Origin of the sequence: Micromonospora sp. NPDC005553, assembly GCF_042871765.1 — a bacterium.
Lineage (GTDB): Bacteria > Actinomycetota > Actinomycetes > Mycobacteriales > Micromonosporaceae > Micromonospora.
Genome location: NZ_JBIAJD010000007.1, coordinates 31,179 through 51,784, shown reverse-complemented (window position 1 = coordinate 51,784; position 20,606 = coordinate 31,179). Strand labels below are relative to the sequence as shown.

At 70.6% G+C, this 20,606-nt stretch carries 20 protein-coding genes; 15 read left to right on the top strand and 5 right to left on the bottom strand.

All coding sequences use genetic code 11. The features are described from left to right. Nucleotides 1–2 precede the first annotated feature (2 nt). Genes ACFYPG_RS26965 through tkt form a run of 3 tightly spaced genes read right to left on the bottom strand, consistent with a single transcriptional unit; the run spans nucleotide 3 to nucleotide 4,978 of the window. Nucleotides 3–1,652, bottom strand: a complete 1,650-nt coding sequence (locus tag ACFYPG_RS26965) for a glucose-6-phosphate isomerase (RefSeq protein WP_387354271.1) — start codon at nucleotides 1,650–1,652, stop codon at nucleotides 3–5. Then, entirely contained in the window at nucleotides 1,649–2,824 is a 1,176-nt protein-coding gene (tal, locus tag ACFYPG_RS26960) for a transaldolase (protein WP_355009948.1), read from the bottom strand. Before tal ends, ACFYPG_RS26965 begins: the two co-directional genes overlap by 4 nt. Nucleotides 2,825–2,839: 15 nt before the next feature. Next, a complete protein-coding gene (tkt, locus tag ACFYPG_RS26955; RefSeq protein ID WP_355009949.1) occupies nucleotides 2,840–4,978 on the bottom strand; it encodes a transketolase in 2,139 nt (712 codons plus the stop codon). Between the two features lie 266 nt (nucleotides 4,979–5,244). Here tkt and ACFYPG_RS26950 point away from each other — a divergent pair, with 266 nt between their 5' ends. The 3 genes from ACFYPG_RS26950 to ACFYPG_RS26940 all read left to right on the top strand — a co-directional run bounded on the left by ACFYPG_RS26950 (nucleotide 5,245) and on the right by ACFYPG_RS26940 (nucleotide 7,912). After that, nucleotides 5,245–6,198 (top strand): heme o synthase, encoded by a 954-nt coding sequence (locus ACFYPG_RS26950; RefSeq protein ID WP_355009950.1) that lies wholly within the window; start codon nucleotides 5,245–5,247, stop codon nucleotides 6,196–6,198. 444 nt (nucleotides 6,199–6,642) lie between these two features. Beyond that, nucleotides 6,643–6,978, top strand: coding sequence for a hypothetical protein (locus ACFYPG_RS26945; RefSeq protein ID WP_355009951.1), 336 nt, complete (start codon nucleotides 6,643–6,645; stop codon nucleotides 6,976–6,978). Between the two features lie 13 nt (nucleotides 6,979–6,991). Then, nucleotides 6,992–7,912, top strand: a complete 921-nt coding sequence (locus ACFYPG_RS26940; RefSeq protein ID WP_387354270.1) for a RimK family alpha-L-glutamate ligase — start codon at nucleotides 6,992–6,994, stop codon at nucleotides 7,910–7,912. Nucleotides 7,913–8,259: 347 nt separating this feature from the next. Here the strand turns inward: ACFYPG_RS26940 and ACFYPG_RS26935 are convergent, their stop codons facing one another. Beyond that, nucleotides 8,260–9,225 (bottom strand): heme A synthase, encoded by a 966-nt coding sequence (locus tag ACFYPG_RS26935; RefSeq protein ID WP_387354269.1) that lies wholly within the window; start codon nucleotides 9,223–9,225, stop codon nucleotides 8,260–8,262. A 98-nt stretch (nucleotides 9,226–9,323) separates the two neighbouring features. Between ACFYPG_RS26935 and ACFYPG_RS26930 the strand changes: the two genes are divergently transcribed. The 12 genes from ACFYPG_RS26930 (at nucleotide 9,324) to ACFYPG_RS26875 (ending at nucleotide 19,400) form a co-directional block, all read left to right on the top strand. Further along, nucleotides 9,324–10,124 carry a helix-turn-helix transcriptional regulator gene (locus ACFYPG_RS26930; protein ID WP_387354268.1) on the top strand — a complete coding sequence of 267 codons (801 nt, stop codon included), beginning with the start codon at nucleotides 9,324–9,326 and terminating at the stop codon, nucleotides 10,122–10,124. Further along, nucleotides 10,121–11,551, top strand: coding sequence for a Fe-S cluster assembly protein SufB (gene sufB / locus ACFYPG_RS26925; protein WP_238680026.1), 1,431 nt, complete (start codon nucleotides 10,121–10,123; stop codon nucleotides 11,549–11,551). Before ACFYPG_RS26930 ends, sufB begins: the two co-directional genes overlap by 4 nt. An 89-nt stretch (nucleotides 11,552–11,640) precedes the next feature. After that, nucleotides 11,641–12,786, top strand: coding sequence for a Fe-S cluster assembly protein SufD (gene sufD, locus ACFYPG_RS26920; RefSeq protein ID WP_355009954.1), 1,146 nt, complete (start codon nucleotides 11,641–11,643; stop codon nucleotides 12,784–12,786). Then, nucleotides 12,786–13,112: a non-heme iron oxygenase ferredoxin subunit gene (locus ACFYPG_RS26915; RefSeq protein ID WP_387354267.1), complete on the top strand. Its 327-nt coding sequence runs from the start codon at nucleotides 12,786–12,788 to the stop codon at nucleotides 13,110–13,112. Before sufD ends, ACFYPG_RS26915 begins: the two co-directional genes overlap by 1 nt. After that, nucleotides 13,112–13,885 carry a Fe-S cluster assembly ATPase SufC gene (gene sufC / locus ACFYPG_RS26910; RefSeq protein WP_112677399.1) on the top strand — a complete coding sequence of 258 codons (774 nt, stop codon included), beginning with the start codon at nucleotides 13,112–13,114 and terminating at the stop codon, nucleotides 13,883–13,885. Before ACFYPG_RS26915 ends, sufC begins: the two co-directional genes overlap by 1 nt. 20 nt (nucleotides 13,886–13,905) lie before the next feature. Next, nucleotides 13,906–15,210, top strand: coding sequence for a cysteine desulfurase (locus ACFYPG_RS26905; protein ID WP_355009956.1), 1,305 nt, complete (start codon nucleotides 13,906–13,908; stop codon nucleotides 15,208–15,210). Then, nucleotides 15,210–15,683 (top strand): Fe-S cluster assembly sulfur transfer protein SufU, encoded by a 474-nt coding sequence (sufU, locus tag ACFYPG_RS26900; protein ID WP_091403700.1) that lies wholly within the window; start codon nucleotides 15,210–15,212, stop codon nucleotides 15,681–15,683. Before ACFYPG_RS26905 ends, sufU begins: the two co-directional genes overlap by 1 nt. A gap of 67 nt (nucleotides 15,684–15,750) precedes the next feature. Further along, nucleotides 15,751–16,200 carry a metal-sulfur cluster assembly factor gene (locus tag ACFYPG_RS26895; RefSeq protein ID WP_355009957.1) on the top strand — a complete coding sequence of 150 codons (450 nt, stop codon included), beginning with the start codon at nucleotides 15,751–15,753 and terminating at the stop codon, nucleotides 16,198–16,200. A gap of 828 nt (nucleotides 16,201–17,028) precedes the next feature. Next, nucleotides 17,029–17,661, top strand: coding sequence for a LysE family transporter (locus tag ACFYPG_RS26890; RefSeq protein ID WP_387354266.1), 633 nt, complete (start codon nucleotides 17,029–17,031; stop codon nucleotides 17,659–17,661). A 205-nt stretch (nucleotides 17,662–17,866) separates the two neighbouring features. Continuing rightward, complete coding sequence (locus tag ACFYPG_RS26885) at nucleotides 17,867–18,514, top strand: acVLRF1 family peptidyl-tRNA hydrolase (RefSeq protein ID WP_355009960.1); 648 nt, start codon at nucleotides 17,867–17,869, stop codon at nucleotides 18,512–18,514. 161 nt (nucleotides 18,515–18,675) lie between these two features. Continuing rightward, entirely contained in the window at nucleotides 18,676–18,975 is a 300-nt protein-coding gene (locus ACFYPG_RS26880; RefSeq protein ID WP_238682673.1) for a muconolactone Delta-isomerase family protein, read from the top strand. 65 nt (nucleotides 18,976–19,040) lie between these two features. After that, nucleotides 19,041–19,400, top strand: coding sequence for a hypothetical protein (locus ACFYPG_RS26875; RefSeq protein WP_355009961.1), 360 nt, complete (start codon nucleotides 19,041–19,043; stop codon nucleotides 19,398–19,400). A gap of 71 nt (nucleotides 19,401–19,471) precedes the next feature. Here ACFYPG_RS26875 and ACFYPG_RS26870 read toward each other — a convergent pair whose 3' ends face one another. After that, nucleotides 19,472–20,395 (bottom strand): neutral zinc metallopeptidase, encoded by a 924-nt coding sequence (locus tag ACFYPG_RS26870; RefSeq protein ID WP_355009962.1) that lies wholly within the window; start codon nucleotides 20,393–20,395, stop codon nucleotides 19,472–19,474. Nucleotides 20,396–20,606: the final 211 nt, after the last annotated feature.

Genomic DNA, 20,606 nt, shown 5'->3' with positions numbered 1-20,606 from the left:
CCTCACGCCCGCAGATCACCGGCCGCATCCAGTAGTTGGGCGACACCGGAGGCCCGGTCGGTGAGGTGCAACCGCAGCAACGGCCGCTCCCGACCGGCGAGAGCCTGCCGGTCGCCGGCGGCCTGCGCCGCCTGCAACTCACCGAAGGTGTACGGCTTGCCCGGCACCGCCAGGTCCTCGGCGACCGCGCCGGTCACCTGGAGATAGCTGCCCACCTGCGGGCCGCCCTTGTGGTACTGGCCAGTCGAGTGCAGGAAGCGCGGACCCCAGCCGAAGGTGACCGGTCGGCCACCCGCCTGCGCCAGCAGCGACCGCAGCTTGGCCGTGTCGGCGTCGGCGAACCGGTCGAGGTACGCCATCACCGCGAGGTAACCGTCGTCGCCCAGCCCGTCGAGCAGCCAGCGCAGCACACCGGCCAGGTCCCCGGGGGCGCCCTGCGGGGCGTACACCTCGACCGCGCCCTCGGTGAACGACGGCGTCTCCGCCGGCAGGCCCGAGGCCAGGATCTTGTTGGTGTTCTCCTTGGACTCGGTGACGTTGGGCTGGTTGAACGGGTCGATGCCGAGCACCACACCGGCCACCGCGGTGGCGTACTCCCAGGCCAGGAACTGCGCGCCCAGCGGGCCGTTGACGGCCACGTCCGGGGTGGCCCCGCCGCCCGGCATGTCACCAGGGGCCAGCGCGCCGCCGTAGCTGATCGTCAGCACGTCCGCGCCGGTGGCGCCGGGGCTCTGCGGAGACTCCACGACCACCGGCAGGATGCCCACCCCGGCCTTGCCCGTCGACTCGGCGATCAGCTGCTCGGCCCAGTCGCCGAGCCCGTCGATGCCGGTGCCGTCGGACACCAGGGCGACCTTGTCCCGGGCGAGCGTTGCCGCCGCGCCCAGAGCGGCGCCCAGCGCCAGCGCCGGGTTGTTCTGGTCCGCGCCGAGCGACGTGGCCAGCGCGTCGGCCTGGTCGAGCAGCTCCGCGACCTCGACCCCGGCCAGCGCCGAGGGCACCAGACCGAACGCGGTGAGCGCCGAGTAGCGGCCGCCGACGTTCGGGTCGGCGAGCACCGTGAACGCGCCCATCTCGGCCGCGGTGGCCTCCAGCGGCGAACCCGGGTCGGTGACGATGACGAAGTGCCGGCCGGCCTCCGCCTCGGTCATCCCGGCGTCCAGGAACGCCTGCCAGTACGCGCGCCGGTGGCTGTCGGTCTCCACCGTCGACCCGGACTTGCTGGCCACCACCACGACGGTGCGCTCCAGCCGGTCACCGAGCGCCGCCCGGACCTGGCCCGGGTCGGTGGTGTCCAGCACCGTCAACGGGCGACCCAGCGTCTGGGTGATCACCTCGGGCGCGAGCGAAGAGCCGCCCATGCCGGCGAGCACCACGTGATCCAGGTCGGCCAGCTCCGCGCTCAGCTCGGCCAACTGGACGAGCAGCTCGCGGCTGCGCCGGTGGGTGTCCACCCAGCCCAGCCGGATCTTGGCCTCGGCCTCGGCGTCCGGACCCCACAGGCTGGCGTCCTTGCCCGCCAGCTTGCCCGGGACGCCGGCCTTGACCAGCGCGTCCCGGGTCGAGGCCGGCGCGGCCTTGTCGACCGCGTCCGCGCCGTACACGGAGAGCCCGGCGGCTGCCTCCACCGGCCCTGCAAGCAGGTCGCTCATGCGCCACCCGCCTTGTCGGCGGCCTTGGCGTTGCCCTTGGCGGCCTTGTTCGGCGCGCCGGTGCCCTGCGCCGCGGCCTTCAGCGACTTGGTCACCCCGTCGAGCAGCTCCTGCCAGCTGACCTCGAACTTCTCCACGCCCTCGCGCTCCAGGGTGACGATCACGTCGGCCATGTCCACCCCGACCGACTCCAGGTCCGCGAAGACCTTCCGGGCCGCGTCGTAGGCCCCGGTGACGGTGTCACCGCGGGTCTCGCCATGATCGGCGTACGCGTTGACGACCGACTCCGGCATCGTGTTGACAGTGCCGGGGGCGATCAGCTCCTCGACGTAGATGGTGTCCTTGTAGTCCGGGTTCTTCGTCGAGGTGGACGCCCACAGCGGCCGCTGCGGGTGCGCGCCGGCTGCGGCGAGCGCCTTCCAGCGGTCCGAGGCGAACACCTCCGTGTAGCGCTCGTACGCCAGTTGGGCGTTGGCGACGGCGGCCTTACCCCTGAGCGACTTGGCCTGCTCGGAGCCAATCTTCTCCAGCCGCTTGTCGACCTCGGCGTCGACCCGGGAGACGAAGAAGGACGCGACCGAGCCGATCTTCGACAGGTCGTGGCCGTTGGCCTTGGCCTGCTCCAGGCCGGCGAGGAAGGCCTCCATGACCGCCGAGTAGCGGTCCAGACCGAAGATCAGCGTCACGTTCACGCTGATTCCCTCGGCGAGCGTGTCGGTGATCGCCGACAGGCCCTCCTCGGTGGCCGGGATCTTGATGTAGAGGTTGGGCCGGTCGACAAGCCACCACAGCGCCTTGGCCTCGGCGACGGTCTTGTCCGCGTCGTGCGCGCTGCGGGGGTCCACCTCGATCGAGACGCGGCCGTCGACGCCGTCGCTGCCGTCGTACGACGGGCGCATCACGTCGCAGGCCCACCGCACGTCGTACGTGGTGAGCATGCGGACGGCCTCTTCCACGTCCACGTCACGAGTAGCGAGGTCGCGCAGTTGCCAGTTGTACTCGTCGGCGTCGCTCAGGGCCTTGGCGAAGATCGTCGGGTTGGTGGTGACACCGGCCACGTGCTTCTCGCGGCGGAGCTGGTCCAGCCCGCCGGAGCTCAGTCGTACCCGGGAAAGGTCGTCGAGCCAGACCGCCACTCCCGCGGCGGTCAGCTCATTCAGCTTGTCGGTCATGCCGTCCACGCTCCCTCAGTTGCCGGTCGTGAAACCGGTGATGTCGCCCACCCGGGCCAGCGAGGCGTGTGCCGCCGCCACGATCCGGTCACCGGTGAACCCGAACTGCTCGAAGAGCACGGTGTGCGGGGCACTCGCGCCGTAGTGCTCGATGCTGACGCTCTCGCCCAGGTCACCGACGATGCCGCGCCAGGACATCGCGATGCCCGCCTCCACGCTCACCCGTGCCTTTACCCCGCGGGGGAGCACCGATTCCCGGTACGCCTCGTCCTGCTCGTAGAACCACTCCTGGCACGGCATCGAGACGACCCGGGTCGGGGTGCCGTCGGCCTCCAGCCGCTCACGGGCGGTCAGGCAGAGCTGCACCTCGGAGCCGGTGCCCACGATGATCACCTGGGGCTTGCCGTTGGACGCCTCGGCCAATACGTAACCACCCTTGGTCACGCCCTCCGCGCTGCCCAGGACGTCGCGGTCCAGGGTCGGCAGCGGCTGACGACTCAACGCCAGCGCGGTGGGCCGGTCGGTGTGCTCCAGCGCCTGCCGCCACGCCCAGGCGGTCTCGTTGGCGTCGGCCGGGCGGACCACGTCCAGGCCGGGAATGGCGCGCAGCGCGGTCAGGTGCTCCACCGGCTGGTGGGTCGGGCCGTCCTCGCCGAGGCCGATCGAGTCGTGCGTCCAGACGTAGGTCACCGGCAGCTTCATCAGCGCGGCCAGCCGCACCGACGGACGCATGTAGTCGCTGAACACCAGGAACGTGCCGCCGTAGGGGCGGGTGCCGCCGTGCAGGGCGATGCCGTTGAGGATCGCGCCCATGGCGTGCTCACGGATGCCGAAGTGCAGCGTGCGGCCGTACTCGTGGCCGGGGAAGTCCTTGGTGGCATGGGCGGCCGGGATGAAGGACGGCTCGCCCTTCATCGTGGTGTTGTTGCTCTCGGCCAGGTCGGCCGAGCCGCCCCACAGCTCCGGGAGCACCGGCGCGAGCGCCTCCAGCACCTTGCCGGAAGCGGCCCGGGTGGCCACACCCTTGGCGTCCGCAGGGAAGACCGGCAACGCGTCGGTCCAGCCGTCGGGGAGTACGCGGCCAGCCAACCGCTCGTAGAGCGCGGTGCGCTCCGGGTTGGCCTTCTTCCAGGCGTCGAACGCGGCGGTCCACTCCTGCTCGGCCGCGTCGCCGCGCCCCATCACGGTGCGGGCGTGGCTGAGCACCTCCTCGTCGACCTGGAAGGTCTGCTCCGGGTCGAAGTCGAGGATCCGCTTGGTGGCCTTCACCTCATCGGCGCCGAGTGCCGAACCGTGGATCTTGCCGGTGTTCTGCTTGTTGGGCGCGGGCCAGCCGATGATGGTGCGCAGCGCGATGAAGGAGGGGCGGGCGGTCTCCGCCTTGGCGGCCACCAGCGCCGCGTACAGCGCCTCGGCGTCCTCGTGGTAGTCGCCCTGGTCGGCGTCGCCGCTGCGCCAGTCGACAGTCTGCACGTGCCAGCCGTACGCCTCGTAGCGGGCGGCCACGTCCTCGCTCTTGGCGATCCGGGTGTCGTCCTCGATGGAGATCTCGTTGTCGTCGTAGATCACCGTGAGGTTGCCCAGCTGCTGGTGCCCGGCGAGGGCGCTGGCCTCGTGGCTGATGCCCTCCTCGATGTCACCGTCGGAGACGATGCACCAGATGTCGTGGTCGAAGACGGACGCGCCGAGCTCGGCCTCGGGGTCGAACAGGCCGCGCTCGCGGCGGGCCGCCATGGCCATGCCGACCGCGTTGCCCAGACCCTGCCCGAGCGGGCCGGTGGTGGTCTCCACGCCCGGCGTGTGCCCGTGCTCGGGGTGCCCCGGCGTCTGCGAGCCCCACTGCCGCAGCGACTTGAGGTCGTCCAGGCTCAGCGGGTAACCGGAGAGGAACAGCTGGATGTAGAGCGTCAGGCTGGAGTGCCCGGCGGAGAGGACGAACCGGTCGCGGCCGGGCCAGTTCGGGTCGGCCGGGTTGTGCCGCATGACGCGGTTGAAGAGGAGGTACGCCGCGGGCGCGAGGCTCATCGCGGTGCCCGGGTGACCGTTGCCGGATTTCTCTACGGCGTCCATGGCCAGCACGCGGACGGTGTCTACGGCCCGGCGATCGAGGTCGGACCAGTTCAGTGCGGGGTGCTCGGGTCGTTTAACAGCCACGATGGTTGTGCTCCTCGGCAGATGGGCGGAACCCTCACCGATGACCTTATCGAGCGTCCCTAAACATGCGCCCGGGGATCTGCGCATGGTGTGCGCTACGTGACCATCCGGATGCTCGGTTCAACCCGGTGGTGTGACGGCCCGCACCGTTGTCGGGTCGGCCGGGCAGCCAAAACGACGACGCGTAGTGTGTGGGGCGGTATGCGGATCCGTGCGGTCCCGACCGATCCGATCTCCCCGTGCCCGATGCCGGAAGGTGGCAATCCGTGAGCATGATCACCGAGCGCCCCGCGAGCAACCCGGCCGGGCCACACCCGGCGCGGGCGGCCGAAGGCCCGGTGGCCCGACGGGACGTACGCGCGGTTCTCTCGGCGTACGTGTCGCTCACCAAGCCGCGGATCGTCGAGTTGCTGCTGGTCACCACCATCCCGGCGATGATGCTCGCCGAGGGTGGGCTGCCGTCGCTGTGGCTGATGGCCATCGTGCTGATCGGCGGCTCGCTCGCCGCCGGTGCGGCAAGCGTCCTCAACTGCTACATCGACCGCGACATCGACCAGTTGATGCGGCGTACCAAGCGTCGGCCGCTGCCGGCACACACCGTGTCGCCGCGGAGCGCGCTGATCTTCGGTCTGGTGCTGGCGGCGGTGTCCGTAGCCCTGATGGCGGCGTTCACCAACCTGCTGGCCGCCGGGCTGACCCTCGCCGCGATCGCCTACTACGACCTCGTCTACACCCTGTGGCTCAAGCGTTCCACCCCGACGAACACCTTCTGGGGCGGCGCCTGCGGGGCGGCACCGGTGCTGATCGGGTGGGCCGCGGTGACCGGCTCACTGGCGCCGGCCGCCTGGGGGCTCTTCGCTGTGGTCTTCTTCTGGCAGATGCCGCACTTCTACCCGCTCGCCATGAAGTACAAGGACGACTACGCCCGGGCCGGCATCCCGATGCTGCCGGTGGTGGCCTCGATCCGTCGGGTGAACGCCGAGATTCTGATCTTCGCGTGGCTCACCGTGCTCACCTCCCTGGCCGTCTGGCCGCTGGGGCTCAGCGCGATCTACGGGGCGCCGACCCTGGTGGTGGGCGCCATCTTCATCCTCGAGGCACACCGACTCTGCCGGCGCGCGACGCGCGGCGAGGCGGTCAAGCCGATGCGGCTGTTCCACTGGTCGACGACGTACCTGACGATCGTCTTCGTGGCCGTCGCGCTCGACGCGCTGATCTGACCCGTCCCGGCCGACTCCGCTCCCGCTGTCCACGTGCGGTGGCCTGCGCCCGTCGGCTCCGCTCGCTGCCTTCCACCGCGCCGCGTTCGGCTTCCCGGCCCTCGCGATGGCCGTCTGCGGCGTTGTCCGTCCTGCCAGGTTGTCAGCCCAGCTGGCACCCAGCGGCTCGGGTCGGCGGCGATCGATGCCGCTGATCTACTGACTAATCACGGACGTGGATGAGTTGTCCGGGTTTAACGTCACATCAGAGTAACTTTCTGCATGAGTCGGATCGGCTCAACCTGGGAGGGTTGGGGGGCGGTTTGCCGACGCGCTTTGGGCGTAAAAGTCGGTAAATAACCGGACAGCAAACCTGTGGTCGTCCTTAAACCTGTAGGTAATTGGCATCACAAAAGGTTCATGGTTCTCGCCCGACGGGGTGCAAGTCTGCTTAGGCTTCGCGTCATGGCAGATGGTTCCGATACGACGCTGACCGCTGAGCAGACCGCCGGCGAGCAGGCGCCCCAAAGCCTGGTTGCGGGTCTCAAGGCGTTCGCCGCAGAACACGGCGGCGCGAAGGCGGTCATCGAGTACGTCGGCAAGCGCGGCGCGCGAATCGTCCTGGTCGGTGCCGACGGTGAGTGGGGCGACCAGTTCGCCGACGACACCGTCACCGCCCGGGAGGCGTGCGCCAAGGCGGGAGTCACCGTCGAGAACGCCTGGGAGCGTGAACTGATGGACCAGATGCGTCCGAGCAACGACCTCTGGCGGTCGATGGCCCGGCGCACGATGGCCCGCTGAACAGACAGCTGAATTGACCACATATCACCAGTCGACCCGGGGGGAACCCCGGGTCGCTCTCGTCACCTGCTCCGACCTGGCCGACCTCGACCCGGACGACCGGCTGGTCCTCGCCCCGCTCGCCGCCCGTGGCGTCGCCGTCCAAGCCGCCGTCTGGGACGACCCCGACGTCGACTGGTCTTCCTTTGACCTGGTCGTGCTCCGCTCACCCTGGGACTACGCGCTGCGCCGCGACGAGTTCGTGTCCTGGGCGTCGACCGTGCCGACGCTCGTCAACCCGGCCGACGTGGTTCGCTGGAACACCGACAAGCGCTACCTCGCCGAGCTGAGCGCCGCCGGCGTGCCAACCGTGCCAACAGCCTGGATCATGCCGGGGGAGAGCTGGCAGCCGCCCGCCGAGACCGGCGAGTACGTGCTCAAACCCGCCGTCAGCGCCGGCAGTCAGGACACCGGCCGGTACGACCTGGCCGACCCGGAGCACCGCGACCTGGCCGCCGCACACGTTCGCCGACTCTCCGAGGCCGGCCGGGTCACCATGGTCCAGCCGTACCTGCGGGCCGTCGACACCGAAGGCGAGACGGCTCTGCTCTTCCTGGCCGGCCCCGAAGGGCTCGCGTTCAGCCACGCGATCCGCAAGGGTCCGATGCTGTCCGGGCCGGACCTCGGTCCGGACGGGCTGTACAGGGCCGAAGAGATCACCGCCCGCACCGCTCGCCCCGAGCAGTTGGCGGTGGCCGAGCAGACCCTCGCGACGGTGCCCGGCGGCACCCGACAGCTGCTCTACGCCCGGGTCGACCTGATCCCCGGTGCGGACGGCGAGCCGGTCCTGGTCGAGCTGGAGCTGACCGAGCCGTCGCTCTTCATCGGGTACGCGGACGGCGCCCCCGAGCGCCTCGCCACCGCGATCACCACTCACCTGGCCCGCAACGCCTAACCACTCACACAACAAGCCACTCCCGAACGGCCGCCCGCGCCGCGCGCTCGTGCGTCCGGCTGCCGCGCGTCCGCGCGTCCGTGCTGCCGCCGGCAAGATTGCGCAACATCTTGGTTCTAGTGGCTTCCCGGCGTTCCGTGGCCACTACATCCTGGTTCGAGTGCGATCTTGGTGGCCGGGGGCGCCAGGGGCGGGGTTCCGGTCTCCCCAGGGGCGGCGTTCGTCGTCAAGATCCGCGCAGGATCAGGGACGTTGCTGTCTCCGGCGGGTCGGAGGCAGCAATATCGGGGATGTTGCTCGGATCTTGGGCGCGGGGCGCGGGGCGCGGGGCGCGGGGCGCGGGGCGGTCAGGCGGTGACTGGTACCGGGGCGGCGGCGTCGGTCGGGGTGGCCTGGGGGGCCGGCGCGACCGGGCGGCGTTCCCGGGTGGACCACTGCACCGACAGCGCGGCCAGCAGTACCAGGCAGGAGCCGAGCATGTGTGCCCCGACCAGGAGCGCCGGCACGTGGGTGAAGTACTGCACGAAGCCGATCAGGCCCTGGCCCAACTCCACGGCGACCAGGATGATCGCGGCGCGGGTGGCCCGCTGCGCACCGACGGCGCGGAACGCGAAGATCAGCGCCACCGACAGGCCGATCAGCAGGAAGACCCCGTCCGCGTGCACCTGGGAGATCGTCTCCGGGTCGAGCCCGTTGCGGGCGGCGCCGTGGTCGCCGGCGTGCGGGCCGCTGCCGGTGACCCAGGTGCCGACGACCAGCACGGCGACGGTGACGCCGGTGGTGACCCGGGCCAGCGCGCGCAGCGGTGCGGGCACCACGGCCACGGTCGGGCCGTCGGGGTCGCCGATGCGTCGCCAGAGGGCGTACGCGGCGGCGATCACGGCCATCGAGGCGAGGAAGTGCAGCCCGACCACCCACGGGTTGAGGTTGGTCAGCACGGTGATGCCGCCGAGCACCGCCTGGGCGGGGATGCCCAGGAAGACCGCCACGGCCAGTGCGAGGAGCCCGGGTCGGCGGGGCCGGTGCAGCAGTACGGCCAGCAGCGTGGCCAGCGCGATCAGACCCACCGCGAAGGTCAGCATCCGGTTGCCGAACTCGATGACGCCGTACACGCCCATCTCCGGCGTGGTGACGTAGGAATCGTCTGTGCACCGGGGCCAGGTGGGGCAGCCGAGGCCCGAGGCGGTCAGTCGGACGGCCCCGCCGGTGACGACGATGCCCACGTTCGCGATGATCGAGGCGAGCGCGAGGCGGCGCAGCAGGATGCCGGAGACCGGACGGACGATTCGGTTCACGGCGCAAATCCTACGCACCGTAGTGATCGAGGTTCGTCCGACTCCGTCGGTGCGGTGGTTGGGATCACCGGGGCCCGGGTTTGCGACCCTCCGGGTAATTACGTAACGTTGGCGTTGTGAAAAACGCGGCGGCGCTCTCCGGGCACCAACCGACGGCCGTGCCGGCCGTCGGTGCGTCCGCGTCCGCGCCTGCCGTGACCACGCCGGTCGGCCCCGCCGGGCCGGCGGCGGCCGAGGTCTCCACCCGGGATCGGGTCACCCAGTTGCTGTTGGAGCAGGGTGCCACCACCGCCGCGCAGCTTGGCGCGGCGCTCGGGCTCAGCCCGGCGGCGATTCGCCGACACCTCGACGCGATGCTTGCGGATGGTGACGTGTACGCCCGCGAGCAGCCCGTGCAGGGCAGTCGCGGTCGGGGCCGCCCGGCGAAGGTGTTCCTGCTGACCGAGGCCGCCCGGGTCCGCTGTGGCACCCACCACTACGACAACATGGCCACCGCCGCGCTGCGTTGGATCGCCCGCAGCGGCGGCCCGGACGCGGTGGAGGCGTTCGCCACCGAGCAGGTGTCCGCTCTCGAGTCCCGCTGTCGGGCGGCCATGGAGGATGCGGGCGACGACCCTCTCGCCCGAGCCGAGGCACTTGCCGCAGCGCTCACGGGCGAGGGTTACGCTGCCAATGCGACCACGATCGCCTCTGGCGGCCAGCTCTGTCAGCACCACTGCCCGGTGGCTCACGTGGCCGCCGAGTTTCCTCAGCTGTGCGAGGCCGAGACCGCGGTCATCTCCCGTCTGGTCGGCACCCACGTGCAGCGTCTGGCCACCATCGCGCACGGCGACGGGGTGTGCACCACGCACATCCCGACCCAGCCGGGCCGTGCTCAATCCGGTAATCCCGTAACCACTGTGAGGACAGATAGATGACCGAGCAGATCGTCCAGCCCCTGACCCAGGAAGAGCAGCTCGCCGCCCTGGGCCGGTACGAGTACGGCTGGTCCGACCCGGACGCCGCCGGGGCTGTCGCCCAGCGTGGCATCAACGAGGCGGTGGTGCGGGACATCTCGGCCAAGAAGAACGAGCCGGCGTGGATGCTCGACCTGCGGCTGAAGGGCCTGCGGCTGTTCGGCCGTAAGCCAATGCCGGCGTGGGGCGCGGACCTCACCGGGATCGACTTCGACAACATCAAGTACTTCGTCCGGTCGACCGAGAAGCAGGCCACCAGCTGGGAGGACCTGCCCGAGGACATCAAGAACACCTACGACCGGCTGGGCATCCCGGAGGCGGAGAAGCAGCGGCTGGTCGCCGGTGTCGCGGCGCAGTACGAGTCGGAGGTCGTCTACCACAAGATCCGTGAGGACCTTGAGGAGCAGGGCGTCCTCTTCCTGGACACCGACACGGCGCTGCGCGAGCACGAGGACGTCTTCAAGGAGTACTTCGGCACGGTGATCCCGGTCGGCGACAACAAGTTCGCCGCGCTGAACACCTCCGTGTGGTCCGGCGGCTCGTTCATCTACGTGCCGAAGGGCGTGCGCGTGGACATCCCGCTGCAGGCCTACTTCCGGATCAACACGGAGAACATGGGCCAGTTCGAGCGGACGCTGATCATCGTCGACGAGGGCGCGTACGTGCACTACGTCGAGGGCTGCACCGCGCCGATGTACTCCTCCGACTCGCTGCACAGCGCGGTCGTGGAGATCATCGTCAAGAAGAACGCGCGCTGCCGCTACACGACCATCCAGAACTGGTCGAACAACGTCTACAACCTGGTCACCAAGCGCGCCGTCTGCCACGAGGGCGCGACCATGGAGTGGGTCGACGGCAACATCGGCTCCAAGGTGACCATGAAGTACCCGGCGGTCTACATGACCGGCGAGCACGCCAAGGGCGAGGTGCTCTCGGTGGCGATGGCCGGCGAGGGTCAGCACCAGGACGCCGGCGCCAAGATGGTGCACGCCGCGCCGCACACCTCCTCGACCATCGTGTCGAAGTCGATCGCCCGTGGCGGCGGCCGCACCTCGTACCGGGGTCTGGTGCAGGTGCTGGAGGGTTCGCACCACAGCCGGAGCACTGTCAAGTGCGACGCGCTGCTGGTCGACACGATCTCCCGCTCGGACACCTACCCGTACGTCGACATCCGTGAGGACGACGTGTCGATGGGGCACGAGGCGACCGTCTCCAAGATCAGTGATGACCAGCTCTTCTACCTGATGAGCCGGGGCCTGAGCGAGGACGAGGCGATGGCGATGATCGTGCGCGGCTTCATCGAGCCGATCGCCAAGGAGCTCCCGATGGAGTACGCCCTGGAGCTCAACCGCCTGATCGAGCTTCAGATGGAGGGCGCGGTCGGCTGACGCCGCCGCTCCCTCGTGACGGGTCGGAACCTCGGCCCGTCACATCCGGCCCCAACTCGTCGTCACGGAACAGACAGACCAAGGAAGACATGACTACCCAGGCTTCCGCGCCGCCGCCCAGCACCAAGTCGCAGGCGCTGCGCTCGTACGACGTCGCCGACTTCCCGGCCCTCACCGGCCTGGAGGAGGAGTGGCGCTTCACCCCGCTCAAGCGCCTGCGCGGCCTTACCGGCGACGCGCCGGCCGCGACCGGCGCGGTCCGACACGAGTACGGCGACCTGCCCGAGGGTGTCGCCATCACCCGGGTCGGCCGTGACGACGAGCGCGTCGGCAGTGTGCTGATCCCGGTCGACCGGGTCAGCGCGTTGGCTTACGGTGCCGCCGCGGACGCACTGCTGCTGCGGGTGGACCCCGACGTGGTGCTCGGCGAGGCGGTACGGCTGCGGGTGGTCGGCGAGGGCGTCGAGCAGCCGGCGTTCGGTCACACCTTCGTCGAGGTGGGCCGGTTCGCCGAGGCGACAGTGGTGCTGGAGCACGTCGGGTCGGCCACCCTGGCCGACAACGTCGAGGTCGCCGTGGCCGATGGCGCGAAGCTGACGCTGGTCACTGTCGCCGACTGGGCCGACGACGCGGTCCAGGCCCAGCACCTGAAGATCAAGCTGGGTCGGGACGCCAAGGCCATCCACATCCAGGTCTCCCTGGGTGGCGACCTGGTCCGGCAGTTCACCAGCGTGGAATACACCGGGCGCGGGGGCGAGGCCGAGCTGTACGGCGTCTACTTCGCCGACTCCGGCCAGCACCTGGAGCACCGGCAGCTGGTCGACCACAACGTGCCGGACTGCCGCAGCTACGTCGGCTACCGGGGCGCTCTGCAGGGCGAGAGCGCGCACACCGTCTGGGTGGGCGACGTGCTCATCCAGGCCGAGGCGACCGGCACCGACACGTACGAGATCAACCGGAACCTGCTGCTCACCGACGGTGCGCGGGCGGACTCCGTACCCAATCTGGAGATCGAGACCGGCGAGATCGCCGGCGCCGGTCACGCCAGCGCGACCGGCCGCTTCGACGACGAGCAGCTGTTCTACCTGATGGCCCGGGGCATCCCGGAGAGCGAGGCCCGCCGGCTGGTGGTCCGTGGCTTCTTCGCCGAGCTGATCAACAAGATCCCGGTGGAGTCGCTGCGGGAGAGCCTCGGCGACGCGATCGAGGCCCGGCTGACCAAGGCCGGCGCTTGATGATCCGGCTCTGCTCCACCGAGGACGTGCCGAAGGGCACCGCGATCAGCGCGGACGTCGAGGGCACCCCGATCGCCCTGGTGCACGGCGAGGACGGCAACTTCTACGCCGCGTACGACGAGTGCTCGCACGCCGCTGTCGCGCTCTCCGAGGGCGAGGTCGACGGCTGCACGCTCGAGTGCTGGTTGCACGGCTCGCGCTTCGACCTGCGCACCGGCGAGCCGACCGGCCTGCCCGCCACCGAACCCGTCCCCGTCTACCCCGTCGAAGTCCGCGACGGCGACATCTACCTCAGCCTGACGCCGAGTAATGGAGTGACCCGATAATGAGCACCCTGGAGATCCGCGACCTGAAGGTGTCGGTCAAGCTGCCCGAGGGTGAGCTCAAGCCGATCCTGGCCGGCGTCGACCTGACCGTGAAGTCGGGCGAGACCCACGCGATCATGGGCCCGAACGGTTCCGGCAAGTCCACCCTGGCGTACTCGATCGCCGGCCACCCCAAGTACGAGATCACCGGCGGTACGGTGACCCTCGACGGCGAGGACGTGCTGGCGATGACTGTCGACGAGCGCGCCCGCGCCGGTCTCTTCCTGGCCATGCAGTACCCGGTCGAGGTGCCCGGCGTCTCGGTGGCGAACTTCCTGCGGACCGCGAAGACCGCCATCGACGGCGAGGCGCCGAAGCTCCGTACCTGGGGCGGCGAGCTGCGCGGCGCCATGGAGCGCCTCCAGATGGACCCGGCGTTCGCCCAGCGCAACGTCAACGAGGGCTTCTCCGGTGGTGAGAAGAAGCGGCACGAGATCGTCCAGCTGGAGCTGCTCAAGCCGAAGATCGCGATCCTCGACGAGACCGACTCCGGCCTCGACGTGGACGCGCTGCGCGTGGTCAGCGAGGGCGTCAACCGGGTCCGCGACAACGGCGACACCGGCGTGCTGCTGATCACCCACTACACGCGGATCCTGCGCTACATCAAGCCGGACTTCGTGCACGTCTTCGTGGCCGGCCGGATCGTCGAGCAGGGCGGCCCGGAGCTGGCCGACAAGCTCGAGGCCGAGGGCTACGAGCGGTACGCCGCCGGGGCCGGCACGGCCAAGGCCTGAGCGAAAGAGGCGCTGCCGAGATGACCAGCATCGCGATCCCCGAGGGGATGCCGCAGTACGACGACGTGCCGCGTTTCGACGTGGCCCGGGTGCGCGCCGATTTCCCGATCCTGGACCGGGAGATCAACGGGCATCCGCTGGTCTACCTCGACAGCGCCAACACCTCCCACAAACCGCGCCAGGTGCTCGACGTGCTCGACGAGCACTACGCGCGGCACAACGCGAACGTGTCGCGGTCGGTGCACACCCTGGGCACCGAGGCCACCGAAGCGTACGAGGGGGCGCGGGCGAAGGTCGCCGCGTTCATCAACGCGCCGAGCGTCGACGAGGTGGTGTTCACCAAGAACTCCACCGAGGCGATCAACATCGTGGCGTACGCCTTCTCGAACGCCTCGCTGCGCGCGGACGCCGACCCCCGGTTCCGGCTCGGTCCCGGCGACGAGGTGGTGATCTCCGAGATGGAGCACCACTCGAACATCGTCCCGTGGCAGCTGCTCTGTGAGCGCACCGGCGCGACTCTGCGCTGGTTCCCGGTCACCGACCAGGGCCGGCTGGACGAGTCGGGCCTGGAGGACCTGGTCACCGAACGGACGAAGATCGTCTCGTTGGTGCACGTGTCGAACATCCTGGGCACTGTCAACGCGACCTCCCGGATCACCGCTCGGGTCCGCGAGGTGGGCGCGCTGCTGCTGCTGGACTGCTCGCAGTCGGCGCCGCACCTGCCCCTCGACGTGGTCGACCTGGACGCCGACTACATCGTGTTCACCGGCCACAAGATGTGCGGCCCGACCGGCATCGGTGTGCTCTGGGGCCGGGCCGAGCTGCTGGCGGCCATGCCGCCGGTGATGGGTGGCGGCTCGATGATCGAGACGGTCACCATGGGCCGCTCGACGTTCGCCGCCCCGCCGGCCCGGTTCGAGGCCGGCACCCCGCCGATCGCCGAGGCGGTCGCGTTGGGCGCGGCGGTGGACTACCTGACCGGCGTCGGGATGCGGGCCATCCAGTGGCACGAGAAGGAGCTGACGGCGTATGCGCTGGACGCCTTCGGCTCGGTGCCGGACCTGCGGATCTTCGGCCCGACAGTGCCGGTGGGCCGGGGTGGCACCATCTCGTTCGCGCTCGGCGACGTGCACCCGCACGACGTGGGTCAGGTGCTCGACTCGCTCGGCGTGCAGGTGCGGGTGGGTCACCACTGTGCCAAGCCGGTGTGCAGCCGGTTCGGCGTCCCCGCCATGACCCGGGCCTCGTTCTACCTCTACACCACCACCGAGGAGATCGATGCTCTGGTGGCCGGTCTGGAGCAGGTACGGAAGGTGTTCGACTGATGCAGCTCGACCAGCTCTACCAGGAGATCATCCTGGACCACTACAAGCGCCCGCACGGGCGTGGCCTGCGCGATGCCGACGACCCGGGCGACCAGGTCGCGGAGGCGCACCACGTCAACCCCACCTGCGGTGACGAGGTCACCGTCCGGGTGGCCACCGACGGCACCGTGCTGCACGACATCTCGTACGACGGGATGGGCTGCTCGATCAGCCAGGCGTCGGCGAGTGTGCTGCACGAGTTGCTGCGTGGTCGGGGCGCCGGGGAAGCATTCGAGGTGCACGAGGCGTTCGTGGAGTTGATGTCCGGACGTGGCCAGGTCACGCCGGACGAGGACGTGCTCGGTGACGGGGTTGCTTTCGCGGGCGTGGCCCGTTACCCCGCCCGGGTCAAGTGCGCGCTGCTGCCGTGGATGGCGTTCAAGGACGCCGCGGCACGCGCCGGTGTGGGCGTGAGCCCGGAGGTGAAGGCGTGAGCGAGCGTCAGCGAGCGAATGACACAGTGGTGCCTTGCGGCATCACGCAGCGAAGCGGAGGGACGGCATGAGCGAGCACATCGCTGCTACTGAGGCGACGCCGGAGGCCGGTGACACCACTGTGGTGCCGCAGACCGACGCCGCGACGACCGACGGCACCTCTGACGCCGCCGCTCCTGCGGGCGGCGTCAGCAAGGCCATGATCGCCGACATCGAGGAGGCGATGAAGGACGTCGTCGACCCGGAGCTCGGCATCAACGTGGTCGACCTTGGCCTCGTGTACGGCGTCCACGTCGACGACGAGAACGTCGCCACCCTGGACATGACGCTCACCTCGGCGGCCTGCCCGCTGACCGACGTCATCGAGGACCAGACCCGGCAGGCGCTGACCACCGGCCCCGGCGGTGGCCTGGTCAACGACATCCGGATCAACTGGGTGTGGCTCCCGCCGTGGGGCCCGGACAAGATCACTGACGAGGGTCGGGACCAGCTTCGCTCCCTCGGCTTCAACGTCTGACCGATCCCACTTCGTCGAGCGCGGTACCCGTCCGGGTGCCGCGCTCGACGCGTTTCCAGACCAGCTCCGAAAGTAGTGGAACGGATCATTCCGGTTCGCTCATCAAATGGAGCGGAATATTCCGCTGCGACAGTGGGTGGGTCAGCTCGCTGGAAGCCGGCGGAGAGGGCAGAACAATGAGCGGGATGGCGGCGGGGCAGTGGCGGACCGTGCTCGAAAAGGCGCACGCGGCGCTTCGGACGGCAGTCGAGGGAGTTCCGGCCGACGCCTGAGAGCGGCCCACCCCCTGCAAGCGGTGGAACGTCACCCAGGTGCTTCAGCGCGCGGTCGGCGACCAGCTCGCGACCCCCGACTGACCGCCTGAGGTTCGGCTCTGCTCCCTCGGCCGATCCCAGAACACCCCAAGATCGCGCTTGATCCTCGATGTAGTGGCCTCGGTGCGTCGCCGAGGCCACTACATACTGGTTCGAGTGCGATCTTGGTGGCCGGGGGCGCCAAACCCGGGGTTCCGATCTCCAGAGGGGCGGCGTTCGTCGTCAAGGTCGGCGCAGGATCAGGGATGTTGCGGTCTCCGGCGTGTCGGAGGCAGCAACATCGGGAATGTTGCGCGGATCTTGGGCGCGGGGCGCGGGGCGCGGGGCGCGGGGCGCGGGGCGCGGGGCGCGGGGCGCGGGGCGCGGCGGAATATCGGTGGCGGGGGCGCGGGTCCGGCGCGGAGGATGCGCGTGTGACTGAGGCGTACCCGAAGCAGGTTCCTGTCCGTGCGGCCACTGCCGCGCGTCGACAGCGCAGCCTGCCCCGGCCCGCCTCGATCCGGCGCCCGCCGTCGTGAGCGGCGCGTTCCTCGCTGGTCTCGTGGCCGGCTACGGCGTCGCCATTCCCGTCGGCGCGATCGCGATTCTGATCCTGGGGCTCAGCGCCCGTACGTCGTTTCGGGTGGGTGCGGCCGCGGCGCTCGCGGTGGCGACGGCCGACGGGCTCTACGCGGTGGTGGCCGTGCTCGGCGGCGCAGGCCTGGCCGGGATCATCGCGCCGGTCGCCGGGCCCCTGCGGGTGGTCGCCGCCGTGGTGCTGCTGGGCCTCGCCGGGCACGGCCTGTGGCGGACGTGGTCCGCGCACCGCTCGCCGCGACCGCCGACGGCACGCGACGGTGGGGGCATGAGCACTCCGGGGCGGGCCTACGCGGCGCTGCTCGGGTTGACCCTGCTGAACCCGATGACGGTGCTCTACTTCACCGCCCTGGTGCTCGGCCGCCGGGACACTGCCGACTCGGGCATGGTCCCGATGGCCCTCTTCGTGGCCGGGGTGTTCCTGGCGTCGGCGAGCTGGCAACTGGTCATCGCCGGCGGTGGCACCGTGGTCGGCCGGGCGCTGACCGGGTCGCGTGGCCGGCTGGTCACCGGCCTGGTCTCCAGCGCGCTCATCGCCGCGTTGGCGGTGGCCGCGCTACTGCCAGGCTGAACGGCCACGGCGACCATCCGGCGCGGCGGCCGACCCCGCAGGAGGTGGCTGGGTCCAGGCCGAGCCAGACCAGGTTCACCGGCGGCTCAGCCACCCGGACGGCGCCCGACCGCGCCGGGTCCGCGATGTCGCCGGGCGTGTTCCTGGCCGGGCACACGGGCCGCCCGGGGGCCCGGACGGGTTCGCTGTGCCGTACGGTCGGGCGATGACCAGTCGACCCGCAGCCGGCGGAGGCCGGTGGGTCGAGGTCGACCCGGCCCGCGTCGGCCGCTGGGTCGAGGGCTTCGCCGACCGGCACGGCCCGCCCAGCACCAGCGCGAGGGAGTACGGCCTACTGCTCGCCGCCCCGGACGGGGCAACCGCCGAGCTGCACGCCCCGCCGGGTGCGCCGGCCGGCGCGGATGTGGCCGGGTTCGTGGCCTCCGCTGTCATGCCCCGCCGGATCGGCCTGCTGTTGGCGCGCAAGGGCGCGGTGGCGCTCGGGGTGGCCGAGGGTGGCGACCTCGTCGTCTCCAAGGTGGACACCCGCTACGTGCAGGGGCGCACCGCTGCGGGGGGATGGTCGCAGCACCGGTTCGCCCGTCGGCGTGACAACCAGGCGAAGGCTGCGCTGGGCGACGCGGCGGACCTGGCCGTACGGCTGCTGTTGCCGGAGGTGGCGACGCTCGCCGCGTTGGTCTGCGGCGGTGACCGGCGGGCGGTGGACGGTGTGCTGACCGACCGGCGGTTGGCCCCGCTCGTGCCGTTGCGGGCGGAGCGGCTGCTCGACGTGCCGGAGCCCCGGCACGCGGTGCTGGTCGCGGCGGTGGGTGCGGCCCGGGCGGTACGGATCCTGGTGCGCGACCCCGACTGACCTCGGCCCGCCATTGCGGCGTCGGAGGCCCGCGCCGGCGGCGTCGGAGGCCTGCACGAGCGGCGTCGGAGGCCCGCACGGGCGGCGTCGGAGGGGAGACGGTCGCCACCCAAAACGGGGTTCGCGGCGTGCTGTCCGGCCGGCGGCTGGAGGATGGGCGCGTGGAGTTTCTGGTTGACATGGTGACGACGGTGCCGCAGGGGACGTCGGAGGACGGCGTCGCCGACATGCGTGCGCGAGAGGCCGCGCGTTCGGCCGAGCTGACGGCCCAGGGCAGTCTCCTGCGGCTGTGGCGGCCGCCGCTGGCACCGGGGGAGTGGCGTACGTGGGGGCTGTTCCAGGCCGACGACGCCGATGAGCTGGAAGCCGTGCTCGCGTCGATGCCGCTGCGCGCCTGGCGGCGCGAGACCGTGACGCCGTTGACGCCGCACCCGAACGACCCGGGTCAGCCGCCTCGCTGAGCCGGCGAGGGCACGCCGCCTCGACAGGCACGCCACGGGACACGTCCGTCAGCAGGGAGATCATCATGTCCGACGCTCAGATTCTGCGTACCGTCCTCGACCGGTGGAGATCGGCTGTCGACGCCCACGAGCCCGATCGGGTCGCGGCGTGCTTCACCGACGACGCGATCTTCCAGGGGTTGCAGCCGTACACGGTCGGTCCTGCCGGCGTCGCCGCGTACTACGCCGGACAGCCGCTCGGCCTGACCGCCGCGTACGACATCCGGGAGATCCGCCGTCTCGCCGACGACGTGGTCCTCGGCTACCTGGAGGTGGAGTTCGGCTTCACCGACCGGCCGGCACTGACCGTCAACCTCGGAGTGCTGCTGCGGCGGGTCGACGACGACTGGCTCATCGGCCACTACCAGGTCTCGCGGCTCACCTGACCCCGGAGCTTCGGCCGGAATGACAATCGTGGCAGGCCCACCGGGGGCCTGCCACGACTTCGGAGCGGGTGTCAGAGCTGGTCGGTACCGAAGGTGTCGCAGGTCTTCGGGTCGCCACGGTCGTAGCCCTGGGTGAACCAACGCTTGCGCTGCTCGGACGTGCCGTGGGTGAACTGGTCGGGGTTGACCCGCCCGCCGGAGCGCTCCTGGATGCTGTCGTCGCCGATCGCCTCGGCGGCCTGCACCGCCTCGCTGATGTCGGTCTGGGTGATGGACTTGAACAGCGGTTCCTGACCGGTCTTGTCCTTGCTCTCGGTGGCGTGCTTGGCCCAGGCACCGGCGTAGCAGTCGGCCTGCAACTCCAGCCGTACGGAGGCGGAGCGGGGGCCGCTCTGGTCACCCTGGCCGGCCTTCGCGTTGGTGCCGAGGAGGTTCTGGACGTGGTGTCCGTACTCGTGGGCGAGCACGTACGGCTGGGCGAACTCGCCCTTCGCCCCGAACCGGGACGCCAACTCGTCGTAGAAGCTCAGGTCGATGTAGACCTGCTTGTCGGCGGGGCAGTAGAACGGGCCGACGCCCGAGTCGGCCTGCCCGCAGCCGGTGTTGACGGCGGCCTGGAAGAAGTTGGTGTCGGTCTGCTCGTACTCTCCCTTGCCCAACTCCGGGTACGCCTTCTGCCAGTAGGCCTGGATGCTGTTGACGTAGAGCGCGTTGCGGCAGCGCGCGTCGTCGAGACGCTCGGGGTTGTCGCGGGAGCACAACTGCTCCAGGTCGGTGCCACCGGCCTGACCGCCCTCGTCGCCGTTTGTCATGGCGTTGAGGCCGAAGCCGCCGCCGAGCAGCGCGACGAGCACCGCCACCACGATGCCGATGATGCCGCCCCGACCGCCGCCGCCGGGGATCGGGATGCCGAGGCCGCCTCCGCCGCCTCCACCACCGCGGCCCACGTCGTTGACCTGCGAGGTGTCGATTTCGGCCCGCTCGTTGAGTTCCATGGTGACCCCGATCGCCGTATGCCGGTGAGTGTCTTTTGTGTGCCGTTTCGTCCATCGAGTGCCGGACGGGGTCCGGACAGGCGTTCCGGTACCCGATGATCTTGATTGGTAATCCGGGCAGGAGCTCCGGGCGCGCCCGGTACACTTGTCAGGTGCTGCGCTGCGAAGGCTGAACCGCCCCGCGCCGTCGGGCCTCTTGAGCCCGCCGGCC

What these genes read in the sequence shown, in the direction of transcription:
- ACFYPG_RS26965 (WP_387354271.1), bottom strand. Translation starts at nt 1,652, where the DNA reads ATGAGCGACCTGCTTGCAGGGCCGGTGGAGGCAGCCGCCGGGCTCTCC.
- tal (WP_355009948.1), bottom strand. Translation starts at nt 2,824, where the DNA reads ATGACCGACAAGCTGAATGAGCTGACCGCCGCGGGAGTGGCGGTCTGG.
- ACFYPG_RS26945 (WP_355009951.1), top strand. Translation starts at nt 6,643, where the DNA reads ATGGCAGATGGTTCCGATACGACGCTGACCGCTGAGCAGACCGCCGGC.
- sufB (WP_238680026.1), top strand. Translation starts at nt 10,121, where the DNA reads ATGACCGAGCAGATCGTCCAGCCCCTGACCCAGGAAGAGCAGCTCGCC.
- sufD (WP_355009954.1), top strand. Translation starts at nt 11,641, where the DNA reads ATGACTACCCAGGCTTCCGCGCCGCCGCCCAGCACCAAGTCGCAGGCG.
- ACFYPG_RS26915 (WP_387354267.1), top strand. Translation starts at nt 12,786, where the DNA reads ATGATCCGGCTCTGCTCCACCGAGGACGTGCCGAAGGGCACCGCGATC.
- sufC (WP_112677399.1), top strand. Translation starts at nt 13,112, where the DNA reads ATGAGCACCCTGGAGATCCGCGACCTGAAGGTGTCGGTCAAGCTGCCC.
- ACFYPG_RS26905 (WP_355009956.1), top strand. Translation starts at nt 13,906, where the DNA reads ATGACCAGCATCGCGATCCCCGAGGGGATGCCGCAGTACGACGACGTG.
- sufU (WP_091403700.1), top strand. Translation starts at nt 15,210, where the DNA reads ATGCAGCTCGACCAGCTCTACCAGGAGATCATCCTGGACCACTACAAG.
- ACFYPG_RS26895 (WP_355009957.1), top strand. Translation starts at nt 15,751, where the DNA reads ATGAGCGAGCACATCGCTGCTACTGAGGCGACGCCGGAGGCCGGTGAC.
- ACFYPG_RS26885 (WP_355009960.1), top strand. Translation starts at nt 17,867, where the DNA reads ATGACCAGTCGACCCGCAGCCGGCGGAGGCCGGTGGGTCGAGGTCGAC.
- ACFYPG_RS26875 (WP_355009961.1), top strand. Translation starts at nt 19,041, where the DNA reads ATGTCCGACGCTCAGATTCTGCGTACCGTCCTCGACCGGTGGAGATCG.
- ACFYPG_RS26870 (WP_355009962.1), bottom strand. Translation starts at nt 20,395, where the DNA reads ATGGAACTCAACGAGCGGGCCGAAATCGACACCTCGCAGGTCAACGAC.